Source organism: Shewanella sp. SG41-4 (assembly GCF_014164505.1).
Lineage (GTDB): Bacteria > Pseudomonadota > Gammaproteobacteria > Enterobacterales > Shewanellaceae > Shewanella.
In genome coordinates, this window is the sequence record NZ_JACJFI010000073.1 from 1 (window position 1) to 16,793 (window position 16,793).

Here is a 16,793-nt window from a genome sequence, read left to right on the forward strand (position 1 = left end):
AATCAGTACTCTATCTCCGGGTAAATTAACTGCGACAGTCACTGGTATCACAAAGTCTTCAATTGTTACATTTGATAGCCCGATTGGTGACTTGCCTGTTAAAACAGCAGTAACCAATGCTCAAGGCAAAGCGACTATTGATATTTATGCCGGTAGTTCATTAGGTGCCGGTGAAGCAACAGCGACATTATCAACCAATGAAACGGGTTCAACTATTGTTGTTGTCGGCGCTACCAACGTAGTAATGGGCAGTGGTACACCATTTGTTGAAGGTGACGCTGCTATTAGTGCTACTGATTTATCCGCGGGTGGAACCGCTACGGTTTCTGTGTTAATCCAAGATGATTTAGGTAATCCGTTTACACAACCTGTAGATGTTAATTTCTCATCGACTTGTGCAACCAAAAATCCTGCTCAAGCTGTAATTAGTTCACCAGTATCATCAAGTAATGGTGTGGCTACTTCAACTTATCGTGCTGAAAGCTGTGTGGGTGAAGACCAAATAAATGTCACGGCTAACGCTGGTGGTATTAGCTTATCTGCAGTAGGTACCATAAATATACTTCAAGCTGACGTTGGTAGTATTGTTTTTGTATCAGCTGTTCCTGAAAACATAAGTATTTTAGGGACTGGCGGTATAGAATCTTCAGTGGTTAAATTTAAAGTTTTGGATAAAAACAGCAATGTAGTTACCAACCAAAATGTTAAATTTTCTCTAAATACGAGTATCGGCGGTGTGAAAATTGATCCGCTTCAAGCGACAACCGACAATGAGGGTATTGTACAAACTGTCGTAAATACAGGTACTGTGGCGACGTCCTTACGCGTCACTGCCATTGTTGATAATGGCGCCGTTCCAGTGATCTCTAGCCAATCTAGCCAGTTAATTATATCAACAGGTATTCCAGATCAAGACAGTTTCTCATTAGCTGCAACAATATTAAATCCAGAAGGTTGGAGTGTTGACGGTACAGAAGTGACTGTTACTGCACGTATGGCTGATGCATTTAACAACCCTGTACCAGATGGCACCACGGTATCTTTTACCACTGAAGGTGGTTCTATTGAAGATGCATGCCAAACACTCAATGGTGCATGTTCTGTCACTTGGACAAGTCAATTACCAAGACCAGAGGGGCAGACAATTCTGAATGGCGCCGGTCAAATGTATCGTAATCCTAATGCTGCATTAGCTTATGATGCAACATTAGATCTTTATGGCAATATTTATGGCCAAAAGTACGGTGGACGTGCAACTGTCACAGCCACTGCAATTGGCGAAGAGTCTTTTCCTGATCTTAATGGTAATGGCAGATTTGATGCATCAGAAGCGACTGTGTTTCTAACTGGAACAGATGTAACAGGTCAGTCATTTGATTTAAATGATGCATATAATGACTATAATGAAGATGGCCTCTTTAATCCGCAGCAAACCGGTGGTCAAGCTGGTGGCACATTAGAAGAGTTAATCGATTTTAACTCCAATGGTAGTTTTGATGTAAAAGACGGTAAATATAATGGTGTGCTGTGTTCAGACCCTGTGCACAGTGCATGTGCTGATGGCGTAAGTGATTCAAAGTCATTGTTTGTCCGCAGAAGCTTAACATTAGTGATGTCTGGAAGTACTGCGTATGCTACTGCTCCCGCTGATATTGTAGTGGACGATAGCACTGGCATTCATTCTGGTGCAAGCAGTATGGTTATTGTGGGTAAAGGTTCTGCAACTGCAACATTTACGATTTCAGATTTGCATAATCAACAAATGCCAGCAGGTTCTATTGTAAGATTTACCACGTCAGCGGGCTCGGTGGTGAGTTCAAGCGAATATACATGGCCAAGTACCAACTACAATGGTGGTCGTCAGTTTACAACAACCATTAAAGGCGAAGATGAGCCGAACTCTGGTGTGTTCCTTGTAGAAGTAGAATCCGCCAATGGTCTTGTTACTCCAGTGGTATCCATTGGTGTAACAATCCTATAATCGACTAGGGTAACTGTTTCAATTATAAAAAAGGCGCATTTAGCGCCTTTTTTATTGATTCGGTTTAGCAATGCAAAACAAAAAACCAACAGCAGATGCTGTTGGCTTTTAAAATATGTTATTCAATTATTTATTCGATAAGTTAACGTTATCTTTGGAACTGATACACGCTACCTAACTTCAATATTTGTGTTAATTCATCTAAAGCTGTGCGTGATTCAATAATTAATTGCGGGTCGGCTAGATCGTTAACTGTTAGTTGGTCACGATAGTGCCTATCAACCCAAGTATTTAATCGGGTAAATAAACCTTCATTCATTAATGTGTTTTGATTAACTGCAGCGACTTCCTGTTCGTTCATCGCGACTCGTAAGCGTAAACAGGCGGGGCCACCACCATTTTGCATACTTTGCTTAACATCGTAATAACGCACTTGTTTGATTGGTGTGCCTAAAGTAACGAGTTCATTGAAGTAAGCAAATACTGCAGGGTTTTCTTGGCAATTTGTGGGCGCAATAATAGCCATTTCACCAGAAGGTAACGTGATGATTTGGGTATTAAATAAGTAACTACGAACGGCATCATCAATGGATACTTGCTCTGTGGTTACTTTGACAAAATACATGTCGGAGTTCATTTTACGGCGAATTTCATCAAACTTTGCTTCGGTATTTAAAAACGCTTGTTCGTGATAAAACAGCACATTTTTATTACCCACTGAAATGACGTCGTTGTGGAATACACCTTGGTCAATTACATGAGGGTTTTGCTGCATGAAAACACAACTTTCATCTTCAAGTTGGTGCAATCTTGCTACTGCTTGAGATGCTTCTAGGGCTTGACGAGCAGGATATTTTGTTGGTTTCGGTGCATCAGGGTTAGTTGCTGTTTGGCCATAAACAAATAATTCAACACCAGCATGGCCGTATTCTGAACATAGGCGAGTATGGTTGGCTGCTCCCTCATCACCAAAACTTGTGTGTTCTGGTAAATGTTGATGATGCTTAAAATAGCGGTCATTGTTAAATGTCGCCTGCAAAATATTACCTGTGGTGACAGGTTCAATGCTGCGATGTAATTTATCGACCAAGTTAGCAGGGGTGAAGTGAACTTTACCGTCACGGGTGTCGGCACTTGGTGACACTGTAGCCGCATTAGCTGTCCACATACTCGATGCACTGCAACAAGCATTAAGTAGCGCAGGAGCCTGCTGAGCGGCTTTTTGTAAAACCTCAGCGTCAGACCCAGAAAAACCAATTCGACGCAACGTGTATAGGTCTGGGCGCTCTTGTGGGGCTAATACCCCTTGCACCATACCTAAATCTGCTAATGACTTGGCTTTTTGCAAACCTTGTTTAGCTGCCGCTTTAGGATTTGATGTCTGGGCCGCATTACTAAATGAGGCCACATTACCAAATGATAATCCGGCATAGTTATGGGTTGGTCCAACCAAGCCATCAAAGTTCGCTTCAAAATGCTTCATTCGTGATCCTTGAGAATTTTAGTGAATAATTATTATTGTAGTTACACTTATTTGTGTTACTTATAAAAAAGGAACGTGATTGTTCATGTCAGTTAACGCTAATTTAACCCCAGTATACTGAAGCTATAAGGGTTAACAAGGTGTGGTTAATTTGTACAAATGTGTATAAATGACTAAAAATGCACTGAAGGTGCTCGCAAGTATCATTAAGTGAAAAATTACGTTTAAAAAACGCATATTATTTTTTACATTTTTTATTTTTGATTAGATTCTGATTAAAAAATGACTTACTAGCCATGTAAAAGAGGGATTAACTTGAAACTATTGTCTCAACCCTCTATATATGGAATCAATTTTCTTTTTTTCGAGACTTTTTGGCGCAAATAAAACTATGGGTAAATCGCTAGTTATTGTCGAATCGCCGGCCAAAGCCAAGACAATTAATAAATATCTTGGTAAAGACTTCATTGTGAAGTCGAGTGTAGGTCATATACGTGACTTACCAACTTCGTCTACTTCTGACGGTACAACTGTGACTAAAACCGCAGCAGAAGTTAAGAAATTATCTCCTGAAGAAAAAGCTAAATACAAGCTAATCAGAGACAAACAAGCGCTTGTGGCGCGTATGGGTGTTAACCCAGATAAAGGTTGGGCAGCTAAGTATCAAATCCTGCCTGGTAAAGAAAAAGTTGTTAAAGAATTGAAAGCGTTAGCAGAAACTGCTGACCAAATATATCTCGCAACGGATTTGGACCGTGAAGGGGAAGCCATTGCCTGGCATTTACAGGAAATTATTGGTGGTGATCCTTCACGGTATCAGCGAGTTGTGTTCAACGAAATTACTAAAACTGCGATTCAAGATGCGTTTAGTAAACCGTCGGTACTTGATACCAATATGGTTAATGCCCAACAAGCTCGTCGTTTTTTAGACCGCGTTGTTGGCTTTATGGTGTCACCATTATTATGGAAAAAAGTCGCTCGTGGTTTATCTGCTGGGCGTGTTCAGTCGGTAGCAGTTCGCTTAGTTGTAGAGCGTGAAAGTGAAATTAAAGCGTTTGTTCCAGAAGAGTTTTGGGATATCCATGCTGAATTAAATACACCTACCGCCGCTAGCTTGAAAATGCAGGTGATGAAATATCAATCTGCTGCATTTGAACCGATTAATGAAGCGCAAGCTAAAGTTGCTGTCGATGCGTTGCGTGATGCAACGTATGTTGTCACTGCGCGTGAAGATAAAGCAACCTCAAGCAAACCTTCGGCACCTTATATTACGTCGACGTTACAGCAAGCTGCCAGTACTCGTCTTAGTTTTGGTGTTAAGAAAACCATGATGATGGCTCAGCGTTTGTATGAAGCTGGTCACATTACGTACATGCGTACCGATTCAACCAATTTGAGTAAAGAAGCGGTTGAAAACTTACGCGAAATGATTGGTGCCGAGTTCGGTGACAAGTATTTACCGGCAGAACCTATTCGTTATGGTAGCAAAGAGGGCGCTCAAGAGGCGCATGAAGCTATTAGACCGTCAAACGTGGCTGTGCAGTCCGCTTCGTTAACCGATATGGAAAGAGACGCTCAGCGCTTGTATGAGCTTATCTGGCGTCAATTTGTGTCCTGTCAAATGACACCTGCTCAATATGATGCAACACGTTTAACGGTAACCGCGGGTGATTACGAATTAAAAGCCAGTGGCCGTACCTTACGTTTTGATGGTTGGACTCGTGTTCAGCCACAAGTGAGTAAGAAAAACGAAGAAGATAAGACACTGCCAGTCGTTGCAAAAGGCGACAAATTAGTGCTTGAAACGTTGTCGCCAAAACAACACTTTACCAAGCCTGCGCCGCGTTACAGCGAAGCATCTTTAGTTAAAGAGCTTGAAAAACGTGGTATTGGTCGTCCTTCAACGTATGCGACGATTATTTCGACCATTCAGGATCGTGGCTATGTCAGAGTTGATAACCGTCGTTTCTTTGCTGAAAAAATGGGTGAGATTGTCAGCGAGCGTTTAGTAGGCAGTTTTAAAGAGTTAATGAGCTATGACTTTACCGCTAGCATGGAGCAGACATTAGATGATGTTGCTCAAGGTAAGCTGGACTGGAAAAAAGTATTAGACGGATTTTATGGCGACTTTACCAAGCAGTTATTGTTGGCTGAGTTAGATCCCGATGAAGGCGGTATGCGACCTAATGAGATGGTATTAACAGACGACATTAAGTGTCCAACCTGTGGCCGTCCAATGGGCATTCGTACCGGTTCAACAGGGGTATTCTTAGGGTGTTCGGGTTATGCGTTACCCCCTAAAGAACGTTGTAAGACTACGCTTAACTTAACGCCAGGTGAAGAAGCTGTCAGTGACAATGAAGATGGCGAAACGGAAGCGTTACGTGCTAAACATCGTTGTGGTAAGTGTGGTACCGCGATGGATAGTTATCTCATTGACGAGACGCGTAAATTGCATGTTTGTGGTAATAACCCTTCATGTGATGGTTACGAAGTTGAAGCCGGACAATTTAAGATTAAGGGTTATGAAGGTCCAATTATTGAATGCGATCGTTGCGGCAATAATATGGAACTTAAAAACGGTCGATTTGGTAAGTATTTTGGTTGCACCAATAGTGAATGTAAAAACACTCGTAAGTTGCTGAGAAGCGGCGAAGCGGCGCCACCAAAAGAAGATCCTATTTTTCTACCTGAATTAAAATGTACTAAATCGGATGCCCATTTTGTGCTTCGTGATGGTGCTGCTGGCATATTTTTAGCGGCAAGTACTTTTCCTAAATCGCGTGAAACACGTGCGCCGTTAGTGGAAGAGTTAGTTCAGTACCGTGATTTGTTATGGCCTAAATATGCGTATCTTGCAGATGCGCCAGTCGAAGATGATGAAGGCAATAAAGCCTCTGTTAGATTTAGTCGTAAAACCAAAGAGCAGTATGTTGCTACTGACGTTGACGGCAAAGCTACCGGTTGGTCTTCTAAGTTTATCGGCGGTAAATGGGTCAGTGAATCAACTAAGAAAAAAGCGAAGAAATAAGCTTTAGTTTTGGTTTTCATAACCCAATTGATTAACGCTACCCATACGGGTAGCGTTTTTGTTTGTGTAGCAAATTGGATTATGCCGTAATCTTTTTGGTAAAGCCGGTAAAATTTACGGGAAAACCCATTTTAACTTTTGATAAATAAGATCATTCAATAAAACAGATCGCTTGATAAATAACAGCAGTCGATAAACAAACCTAAGATGACAGATACAAAAAAGCACTGATAATAATCAGTGCTTTTTTTAGTGATAAATCATGACTAATTTACACCGGTGTTAAGCCGGGAATTGCAAATTACTTGGCACTGTTTTGTGCAGCTTGAATAGCTGTTAACGCAATGGTATACACAATATCATCGACTAATGCGCCACGTGACAAATCGTTAACCGGTTTACGCATACCTTGAAGCATTGGGCCGATACTGATCAAATCAGCACTTCGCTGTACTGCTTTGTATGTGGTGTTACCCGTGTTTAAATCTGGGAACACAAATACAGTCGCTTTACCCGCTACTGGGCTATTAGGTGCTTTAGATAGCGCAACGTTAGGCATCACAGCTGCATCGTATTGCAATGGACCATCAATAATTAAGTCAGGACGCTTTTCTTTAGCAATTCGTGTGGCTTCGCGCACTTTATCAACATCAGAACCGGTACCTGAAGTGCCAGTAGAGTAACTGATCATCGCAACGCGAGGCTCAATACCAAAGGCTTTAGCTGATTCTGCTGACTGAATTGCAATATCGGCTAGCTGTTCAGGATTTGGATCTGGGTTAATTGCGCAATCACCATACACTAATACTTGATCTGGCATCAGCATGAAGAAAATCGATGACACTAAGCTAGAACCCGGTGCGGTTTTGATCAACTGCAATGGTGGGCGAATAGTGTGTGCCGTGGTATGAATAGCACCAGACACAATTCCATCAACTTCATCTTGTGCAAGCATCATGGTACCAAGCACCATGTTGTCTTCAAGTTGCTCACGGGCAACAACTTCTGTTAGTCCTTTGCTGCGACGTAATTCGAGCATAGGCTCAACATACTTTTCACGCACGGTTTCTGGCTCAATGATTTCGATGCCTTCACCTAAAATAACATCCTGTTGCGATGCAACGCGTAAAATCTCTTCACGGTTACCGATTAACACGCAACGAGCAATACCACGTTCAGCACAGATAGATGCAGCTTTAACGGTTCTTGGATCTTCACCTTCAGGAAGCACGATAGTTTTATGCGCAGCACGGGCTAGCTCAGTTAACTTATAACGGAATGCTGGAGGAGACAAACGGTGTTCACGTGGAGAATCCTGGGTGACACTTTCAATCCATGTTTGGTCAATGTGGCTGGCAACGTATTCTTGTACCTTTTCAATTCGTACCGCATCATCCACAGGCACTTCATGATCGAAACGTTGAATATTGAGCGAGGTTTGCCATGTATTTGAATCAATTAAAAATACCGGTAAACCTGTTTCAAAAGCTTGTTCACATAACTTCATGATTTCTGGTTCTGGCGGGTAGCCCCCAGTAAGCAACAACGCGCCAATTTTAACGCCGTTCATCGCTGCTAAACATGCAGACACGATCACGTCGGAGCGATCGCCGGATGTCACTAACAATGAATTGGTTTTGATGTGAGTAACCATGTTAGGAAGGCTACGAGCACAAAATGTAACACGGCGCATACGACGAGTATGCATTTCACCTGCATTAATGATTTTAGCATTTAAGTGCTTGGCTAAATCAGACGCGCGGGGTGCTATGAGTTCCAAGTTGTATGGCACACTACCTAATATACGCAGTGGGCTCTTACCCGGCAGTTGGAACATTCCCGAGCTGTCAACGGCGCTCATATTTTTATCATCAAATACTTCAGATAAATCAGGACGTGTACGACCTTCGTTGTCAACAGGAGCACCAATTTTATTGATGATAGCGCCAATTAAGCGTTTGTTTTTCTGTCCACCCCAAGAGTTAAATGCGATTTCTAATCGATTCATTAATCCATTAGGCGTATCGTTACCAGGAGTTGCGATGAAAATAACATCGGCGTCTAACGCTTTGGCAATTTCGTAGTTAATATCATCAGCAAATGGGTGACTACGAGTCGGTACTAAGCCTTCAACCACGAGAATTTCAGTATTACTGGCACATTCTGCTGCTCGGGCAATAATCTGTTCCAGTAGGACATCTGTTTGCTCTGAACGGATTAACGCTTCAGCATGAACCATTGAATAAGGTTCCAACGGATTAACGGTTGGAGAAGTGCTTAAAATAGTGGTTGAACGTTCTGGACCAGTATCACCTGATCGAATTTGCGCAATAGGTTTAAAAAATTGCACTTTAACGCCTTTGCGTTCAAGTGCACGAACCATACCTAAGCTTAGTGATGTTAATCCCACTCCAATACCGATGGGAATAAGCATAATATTACGAGACATGACGACCTCTTGTGTGCGTATTTTTCATGTTAATTAACCGAATATAAGACCGAATAGGCTGCTTATTTAGCTGTGATCAGCTTAATGGCATCTTCGGCAATAACCCACTCTTCATTCGTCGGTATGACCATGGCAATAGGGCTACCTACTTGGGTAATCACGCCTTGCTGACCAAAGCGAGCCGCTTTATTCAAGTTATCATCGACTTTGAAGTTAAATATTTCTAACAAGTTAAGGACTTTTTCACGAATAAGATTCGAGTTTTCGCCAATGCCGCCAGTAAAGATAATGGCGTCTAAACGCCCTAATGGCACGGTGTAAGAGGCGATATATTTGGCTAAACGATAGCAGAAGATCTCTAAGGCTAATGTGGCACCTTTGTGGCCGTCTTGATAACCTTCTTCAATACCACGACAATCGTTGGTGAGTTCTGAAATACCCAGTAAGCCACTTTGCTTATTCAGCAAGTTATTGACTTCATCAAGGGTATAGCCAAGTTGTTTCACTAAATGGAAAATAATTGATGGGTCTAAATCGCCGCAACGTGTCCCCATGACTAAACCTTCAAGCGGGGTTAAGCCCATTGAAGTGTCGACACTTTTACCGCCTTTAATGGCTGTTACCGATGCACCATTACCCAAATGAGCACAAATAATATTGGTGTCTTTTGTTTCTTTGCCTAATACCTTGGCGGCTTCACGAAAGATATAGATATTGCTAGTACCATGCATGCCATAACGGCGAATACTATGTTCACGATACAATTTGTAAGGTAGGGCATAAATATATGCTTTTTCAGGCATGGTTTGATGAAATGCGGTGTCAAATACTGCCACTTGCGGCAAATCTGGGAACGAAGCGAGTGCCGCACGAATACCAATTAAATGCGCAGGGTTATGCAGAGGCGCTAATGAGGCACAATCTTCAATACCTTGAATGACTTCTGGAGTAACAATAACCGAGCGGGTAAACTTTTCACCACCATGGACGATACGATGACCAACGGCTTTAATTTGTGCCGCAAGTTCTGGGTGTTCTGCCAAGATGTTATGAACGATATATTCAACCGCTTCGCGATGCGCAGTAAAGGCACCTAATTTAGCTTCATTTTTGCCGCCATTAAATTTCCACTTAATGCGCGAATCTTCTAAACCAAAACATTCAGCTAATCCAGAAATTTTATCATCGCCTGATTGGGCATCAATGATGGCAAATTTTAATGATGAGCTACCGCAGTTGAGCACGAGTACTAATTTGTCTGACATGTTAACGCCTTTTAAGTCAATGAAACTAAATAAAATAGTAAAATTCCATTTTGATTAAGGTTTATGATTATTGATTCATAAACGCCACACTTCGATGTTCTTAACGTGATTTACGACTGAAAGTTAAAATCAGTATAGGCGCAAATCAACCAGTGCATTTAGGGCATGACACTGTATTATGCTATCGTTATACTCATGTCCTAATCAGCAGAGGTAGCCGCATATTGAACATGAATTTGGTTAAATTACTTGGCGATGGTCAACGTTATATGAAGACCTGGCCAATGGTTAGGCAACTGGGTTTTTATTTCCCAGAGTACCGTGTCGTTAAAGCAACTCAATTAGCGATTATTGCTATGCCTGTGTTGGCATTAGTTGTTGCGGCTAGCCAGCTGTATATATTTGGCTGGGATTATTTACCGCAAGCATTAACGATGTTGCTGTTTTTTATCAGCCTGCCACTACAAGGCTTATTATGGTTAGGTTGGCGAGCACGCCATCCGTTACCGTTATCATTATTTGATTGGGGCAACCAACTCAGCTCAAGATTGTCTGATATGGGTATTTATTGCCAACCTCTAGGCGCTAGCGCCTGTTATTCTGATATGGCCACCATTTTAAAACTGGCTTTTGAACGTTTAGACCAAAGTTACTGGGAAGAATTGTAATTCATCTTCTTAATAAGTAGGTGCTAATTAACGCCCGTTTATCGCGATAGAGATTAAAATGTCGCGTTGATACCTCGTTCGACAAAAACCTGCTGAATTCTCTGCATAATTTCTGTACTTGGCGGTGAAATATGCGCCAAAGTATATGTTTCACCAAAAGCTTGCCATTTATGTTCCCCTAACGGGTGATAAGGCAATAATTCAACTTTTTCTACATTGCTCATCGGTTTAATGAACTCAGCTAATGCGATTGCTGACTCGACATCTTCGGTAAATCCTGCGACAACCACATAACGGATCCAGGTTTTTATATTTCGTTTGGCAAGATATTGCGCAAATTGCAGTGTTCGATGGTTACTGACTTTGGTCAGTTCGATGTGCTTGGCATCGTCCATTTGTTTGATATCAAGTAACACTAAATCGGTATTGTCGAGCAATTCATCTATTACGGGTTCGTATTTACGCACAAAACCGTTGGTGTCTAAACAGGTGTGTACGCCCTGACTTTTACAGGCTTTAAACAGTTCGCTGACAAATTGAGCTTGTAAAATTGCTTCACCACCACTGGCTGTAATTCCACCACCACTGGCTTCTAAAAAGGGTTGGTAAGAAATGACCTGGCTCATTATTTCGTCAACAGAAACTTCTTTACCGCCATCTAGATCCCATGTATCACGATTATGACAATATTGGCAGCGCATAAGGCAGCCTTGCATAAAAGCGATGTAGCGAATTCCTGGACCGTCAACGGTTCCGAATGATTCCACTGAATGTATGCGACCTAACGTCATTGTTGTTCCTTAAAATGAATATAAAAAAGGCTGTATCGATAAGATGTTACACATCGATACAGCCAATTTTAGCAGAGACTACATACTTTTAGTAAATGTACGAGTAATCACGTCTTGCTGCTGCTCTGGGGTGAGCGCATTAAAGCGAACGGCATAACCCGATACACGAATAGTTAATTGTGGATATTTATCCGGATTAACAATCGCATCTTCTAACATTTCACGGTTCATCACGTTAACGTTTAAGTGTTGACCACCTTCACGATTTGGTTTGCTTAAGAAGTAGCCATCCATCAGTGACGCTAAGTTAGTACGACGACCCGTATCATCTTTACCTAATGCATTTGGCACGATAGAAAATGTATAAGAAACACCATCTTGTGCGTGGGCAAATGGTAATTTTGCTACAGATGTTAATGAAGCAATCGCGCCATTTTCATCACGGCCATGCATTGGGTTAGCACCCGGAGCAAACGGTGCGCCTGAACGACGACCATCAGGAGTGTTACCGGTTTTCTTACCATAAACCACGTTTGAGGTGATGGTTAAGATTGATTGTGTTGGAATGGCATTACGATACATTTTTTTATTGCGAATTTTCGCCATAAAACGTTCAACTAAATCGCAAGCAATGTCATCGACGCGAGCATCATTGTTACCAAACTTTGGATAATCACCTTGAATGTCAAAATCAACCGCAATACCATTTTCATCACGAATAGGCTTAACTTGGGCAAACTTAATCGCAGACAATGAATCGGCGGCAATTGATAAACCAGCAATACCACACGCCATTGTACGGCGGACATCGCGGTCATGTAATGCCATTAATGCAGACTCGTAAGAGTATTTGTCATGCATAAAGTGAATAGCGTTAAGTGCAGACACATACTGTGTTGCAAGCCAGTCCATTAAACCATCAAGGCGTGACATGACATCATCAAACTCAAGTACATCAGCAGTAATAGGGTCTGCTTTTGGTCCAATTTGAGTTTTAAGTTTTTCGTCAACACCACCGTTAATAGCATATAACATGGTTTTGGCTAAGTTAGCGCGAGCACCGAAGAACTGCATATGTTTACCCAAAATCATTGGGCTAACACAACAGGCAATGGCGTAATCGTCTGACTCAAAGTCTGGGCGCATTAAATCATCGTTTTCGTATTGAATTGAGCTAGTGTCAATCGATACTTTGGCACAGTAACTTTTAAAACCTTGTGGCAATTTTGTTGACCACAATACAGTAATGTTTGGCTCTGGGCTTGGGCCCATGTTGTACAAGGTATGTAAGAAACGGAAGCTTGATTTAGTCACTAATGTGCGACCATCAAGACCCATACCAGCGATTGATTCAGTTGCCCAGATTGGATCGCCTGAGAAAAGTTCATCGTATTCAGGTGTACGCAGGAAACGAACCATACGTAATTTCATGACGAAATGGTCAACCATTTCTTGTGCTTGCTGCTCAGTAAGCACACCATTTTTAATGTCACGTTCAATATAAGCATCAATGAACGTTGAAGTACGACCAAGTGACATTGCTGCGCCATTTTGGCTTTTTACTGCAGCAAGGTAACCAAAGTAAGTCCATTGAATGGCTTCTTTAGCATTTTTGGCTGGGACAGAAATATCACAACCGTATTTAGCTGCCATTACTTTCATTTGGCCTAAAGCGCGATGCTGCTCAGAAATTTCTTCACGTAATTGGATCACACTTGATAAGTCTTCGCCTGCTTCAAACTGCGCTTGCAGTGAACTGAATTGGGCAAACTTATCTTTCATTAAATAATCAATACCGTACAAAGCAATACGACGGTAGTCACCAATAATACGACCACGGCCATAAGCATCAGGTAAACCCGTTAAGATACCTGATTTACGGCAAGCCATAATTTCTGGAGTATAGACATCAAACACGCCTTGGTTATGGGTTTTACGTAACTCAGAGTAAACGTAATTCACATCGCTGTTCAGTTCACGGCCATAAGCTTTGCATGAACCTTCAACCATACGAATACCACCATTGGGTAGCATCGCACGCTTTAATGGGGCTTCAGTTTGTAAACCAACGATAGTTTCAAGGTCTTTATTGATATAACCAGCATCATGAGAGGTAATGGTCGAAACCATTTCTGTGTCGAAATCGACAGGAGCATGAGTTTGGTTCTCTTGCTTGATGCCTTCCATTACTTTGTCCCACAAAGTTAATGTTGCATCTGTTGCACCTGCTAAGAATGATTCATCACCCTCATATGGTGTGTAATTTTGTTGGATAAAGTCACGTACGTTAACTTCAGTTTTCCAATCGCCAGCTACGAAACCTTCCCACGCGTTGGCAAATAGTTCGGTTTTATCTGTCATTTACTTAACCCTCTGGTTGATTTTCTACGGATACCATCACAATTAACACAAAGGGATGTTTCCGTTGAGTGTTTACATTCTGTCGTCTAGGTCTAGGTTGATCCGCTAGACTGAGCCGTTTACATCTTCTGCGACATTGATGGCAGAAATGTTCCGCCGGGTGTGTGTAATGACGCTAATCGATATTGTTTCAGTTAATGAATTAATTGGTAAGACCAATTATCCACGGCTTAATAATAGCACAGCTCAATGATGATATCGGCAGCTTTCGCTAACGGATTGTCAAAAGTGTTAACTGGCTAACAAATCTGTTTAGAAGTTGGAGTACTATGCGGCAATTTTTGACAAATAAAAAAGCGAAACCGTTGCCGATCTCGCTTTTTTATTTACTGTATTACAGAGCATGACTGGATTATAGCAACGCTGGAATACCTTCAATCATGCCTACTGCTAACATCGCCGCTAAACAAATCACAAACGCCAGACTTGGAATAACGATACGGTCTGCAAATGACAAGGTTTTAGGGCGCTCTTTATCACCAATCAAGCCATTGTTATCAAGTAACATGGTTAATGCCCAAGCTAATACTGGGTTAGCAACGAATGCTGCGAAAATACAGATACCTGCAGCTTGGCTGCTAGTTGTGTCTTTAACCATCTGTAAACCCGCTTCTAATAATGGCAGGAATACACCGACCAAAAGCGCAATCGACATAACAGGGCGCCACACAGTGATATCCATAGGATAGCCAATGACAGCCACAATAATACACAAGCTACCGAGTAGGATTGCGCCAGCAGGAATAGGGCGTTTGGCAATGGCTGCGGGGATCATGTAAGTGCCCCACGATGAGGTAATATTACCGCCACCGACTGCAGTGCCAACGATCTGTCTTACTGAGCAGGTTGTCATCGTATCATCAACATCCATCAGTACTTTTTCAGCGCCTTTAGGATAGTTTAATTCTTGGAAAATTCGGTGCCCAAGAAAGTCTGGTGACCACATGGCAACAGCAAGAATGGCGAACGGTAATGATGCAATAAAATGAGCCGCATTTGGTAAGCCTAACTGCCAACCATGTTCAGTTGAACCCCACCAATAAACAGGATTGAGATTTGGGATGCCTGGAGCGGTAGTAAATTGTAGATCCAAACCTGCGCCAAGACCAAATGCCAGAGCAACAGCCGCAATAGAGCATAACGGAATCGCTAACCAACGCTTACCGTATTTGGCTAATGCAGCATAAATAATGACATTGATTAACAAGATGGCAAATGCAACATAACCGAGTGAATAATCAAGACTATGTTTAGCTTGTAGTCCTCCAGCCCAGTCAAATAATGAACCTATCTGGCTTTTCGCCCCCATAAATCCTAAGAACACTAATAAACCGCCAGCCACGCCGCTACTGGTGAGGTTAACCAGTTTCGACCCTCCTTTGAAATAGCTTAAAATCAAGCCAAATATACCAATGAGGATTGCTAATGCTAATGGATGGGCACCTGCTAGCGCGATGGTACCAATTAACGGGATCATCGGACCATGGTTGCCACCAAGGTTTGCTCTTGGATTAATAAAACCAGAGCTAATTATACAGAAGAGTAAAGCTGGGATGAGCATTTCTACACGGACAATCTGGATAGCAAATTCTGCCCCAAGATTGACGTGGTCCCATTTTTCACTTAAGCCTGCAGCCCAAGCAGCCATTACTGCAGAATACATAACAGTAATACCAATGGTTCCTGCGATAGCTGGGACTAAGTCTTCCCATTCAAAGCGAAAATCACGCCCAGGAAGATTGAGTCCCCAGCGTTTGGGTTTCATTATTTTGAGTTCATTTTCGAGATAGGCATCGCGAGTGTCAAACTCACTAGCAGGACGGTGAAGCTCGCTATAGCTTGCTTCTTGAGCTTGTGTATCTGAATTGCTGACTGTTTCTGACATAATTTCTCATTCTCCGAAAAGAACAGGTTAATCCATCAAATGATGAAGTTTGAGTGTGTTCCGTTGAAGTGATGGCTATGTCCATAAGAGCAGCTTGCCAGTGAGCCGCAATGGCTCTTATCACTTTGCTCAGCTGTGATGCCTTTATTATGGAAGCATTACAGTGATGTCCTTATTACGGCCTTCTTGGTAAGACCAATTTACCTACTGATTATTGGAATATTGAAATCGAAAATGCCATCAGTGCTGTTGGCGCCCAAAATATAATCGACCGATGTGTCGATTCTCCATCTGGTGTGAATAACGAATATTGTAGTTTGATTACTCGTGATGCAACTAGCCACGAAATTACTCAAATTAGACAATTCTCGTTAAACATTGCATCACTAGAAGCTGCTGGTATTGACTTTGATATTGGCTATGTCTTTGAAGCTTTTAATGGTGATGTACGCACTAACCTTATTGCGACTCGCCTATTAAAACGTAAAGATTTCTCATTCCAAGATGAGCCTGACACATTTGAAGAGCTAGCCGGTACTGCTGGTTATGCTAAATGGCAAGCCAACTGGAGCATCGGTTATTCAATTGATAGTTGGGATGTTAACTGGAGAACACGCTTCGTTGAGGGGGTAAGCCTTTATACTGATAATGAATTAGCACTCAACGCAAATCCTAGTAATAACATGGAATTTGACGACTACTTTATTACCGATATCGCGGTTGCTTATAACTTCGATTCTGGTATTAGATTGAAATTTGGTATTGATAACGTGTTTGATCGTGACTTACCTTACGGCTATACAGGTACTGATACCACAA

General features: G+C 41.9%; 10 protein-coding genes. 4 read left to right on the forward strand and 6 right to left on the reverse strand.

What is annotated here, in order from left to right:
* The coding region (locus H5202_RS09050) for a hypothetical protein (protein WP_182771792.1) at positions 1-1,981 on the forward strand (1,981 nt) is incomplete at its 5' end.
* A gap of 148 nt (positions 1,982-2,129) precedes the next feature.
* Here the strand turns inward: H5202_RS09050 and astB are convergent.
* Positions 2,130-3,464 carry an N-succinylarginine dihydrolase gene (gene astB, locus H5202_RS09055; RefSeq protein ID WP_182771793.1) on the reverse strand — a complete coding sequence of 445 codons (1,335 nt, stop codon included), beginning with the start codon at positions 3,462-3,464 and terminating at the stop codon, positions 2,130-2,132.
* A 391-nt stretch (positions 3,465-3,855) separates the two neighbouring features.
* Here astB and topA point away from each other — a divergent pair, with 391 nt between their 5' ends.
* Positions 3,856-6,495: a type I DNA topoisomerase gene (topA, locus tag H5202_RS09060; protein WP_182771794.1), complete on the forward strand. Its 2,640-nt coding sequence runs from the start codon at positions 3,856-3,858 to the stop codon at positions 6,493-6,495.
* A 301-nt stretch (positions 6,496-6,796) separates the two neighbouring features.
* Here the strand turns inward: topA and pta are convergent, their stop codons facing one another.
* Positions 6,797-8,944 (reverse strand): phosphate acetyltransferase, encoded by a 2,148-nt coding sequence (gene pta / locus H5202_RS09065; protein ID WP_182771795.1) that lies wholly within the window; start codon positions 8,942-8,944, stop codon positions 6,797-6,799.
* Between the two features lie 62 nt (positions 8,945-9,006).
* The gene (ackA, locus tag H5202_RS09070; RefSeq protein ID WP_182771796.1) at positions 9,007-10,209 is read right to left on the reverse strand and encodes an acetate kinase; all 1,203 of its coding nucleotides are present in this window, start codon (positions 10,207-10,209) and stop codon (positions 9,007-9,009) included.
* A gap of 230 nt (positions 10,210-10,439) precedes the next feature.
* Here ackA and yfbV point away from each other — a divergent pair, with 230 nt between their 5' ends.
* Complete coding sequence (gene yfbV, locus H5202_RS09075) at positions 10,440-10,877, forward strand: terminus macrodomain insulation protein YfbV (RefSeq protein ID WP_182771797.1); 438 nt, start codon at positions 10,440-10,442, stop codon at positions 10,875-10,877.
* Between the two features lie 53 nt (positions 10,878-10,930).
* On the opposite strand, the gene pflA is transcribed toward yfbV, so the two are convergent.
* From pflA to H5202_RS09090, 3 genes are all read right to left on the reverse strand, one after another.
* A complete protein-coding gene (pflA, locus tag H5202_RS09080) occupies positions 10,931-11,668 on the reverse strand; it encodes a pyruvate formate lyase 1-activating protein (RefSeq protein WP_182771798.1) in 738 nt (245 codons plus the stop codon).
* 78 nt (positions 11,669-11,746) lie between these two features.
* Positions 11,747-14,029, reverse strand: coding sequence for a formate C-acetyltransferase (pflB, locus tag H5202_RS09085; RefSeq protein ID WP_182771799.1), 2,283 nt, complete (start codon positions 14,027-14,029; stop codon positions 11,747-11,749).
* A gap of 412 nt (positions 14,030-14,441) precedes the next feature.
* Positions 14,442-15,974: a DUF3360 family protein gene (locus H5202_RS09090; protein WP_182771800.1), complete on the reverse strand. Its 1,533-nt coding sequence runs from the start codon at positions 15,972-15,974 to the stop codon at positions 14,442-14,444.
* Between the two features lie 266 nt (positions 15,975-16,240).
* On the opposite strand from H5202_RS09090, the gene H5202_RS09095 reads away from it, so the two are divergent.
* Positions 16,241-16,793: TonB-dependent receptor domain-containing protein (locus H5202_RS09095; RefSeq protein ID WP_336244788.1), on the forward strand; the 553-nt coding region annotated here is incomplete at its 3' end.

Bases quoted from the DNA above. Each gene is read 5' to 3' on its own strand.
- topA (WP_182771794.1), top strand. From the start codon at position 3,856: ATGGGTAAATCGCTAGTTATTGTCGAATCGCCGGCCAAAGCCAAGACA.
- astB (WP_182771793.1), bottom strand. From the start codon at position 3,464: ATGAAGCATTTTGAAGCGAACTTTGATGGCTTGGTTGGACCAACCCAT.
- pta (WP_182771795.1), bottom strand. From the start codon at position 8,944: ATGTCTCGTAATATTATGCTTATTCCCATCGGTATTGGAGTGGGATTA.
- pflB (WP_182771799.1), bottom strand. From the start codon at position 14,029: ATGACAGATAAAACCGAACTATTTGCCAACGCGTGGGAAGGTTTCGTA.
- pflA (WP_182771798.1), bottom strand. From the start codon at position 11,668: ATGACGTTAGGTCGCATACATTCAGTGGAATCATTCGGAACCGTTGAC.
- ackA (WP_182771796.1), bottom strand. From the start codon at position 10,209: ATGTCAGACAAATTAGTACTCGTGCTCAACTGCGGTAGCTCATCATTA.
- H5202_RS09090 (WP_182771800.1), bottom strand. From the start codon at position 15,974: ATGTCAGAAACAGTCAGCAATTCAGATACACAAGCTCAAGAAGCAAGC.
- yfbV (WP_182771797.1), top strand. From the start codon at position 10,440: ATGAATTTGGTTAAATTACTTGGCGATGGTCAACGTTATATGAAGACC.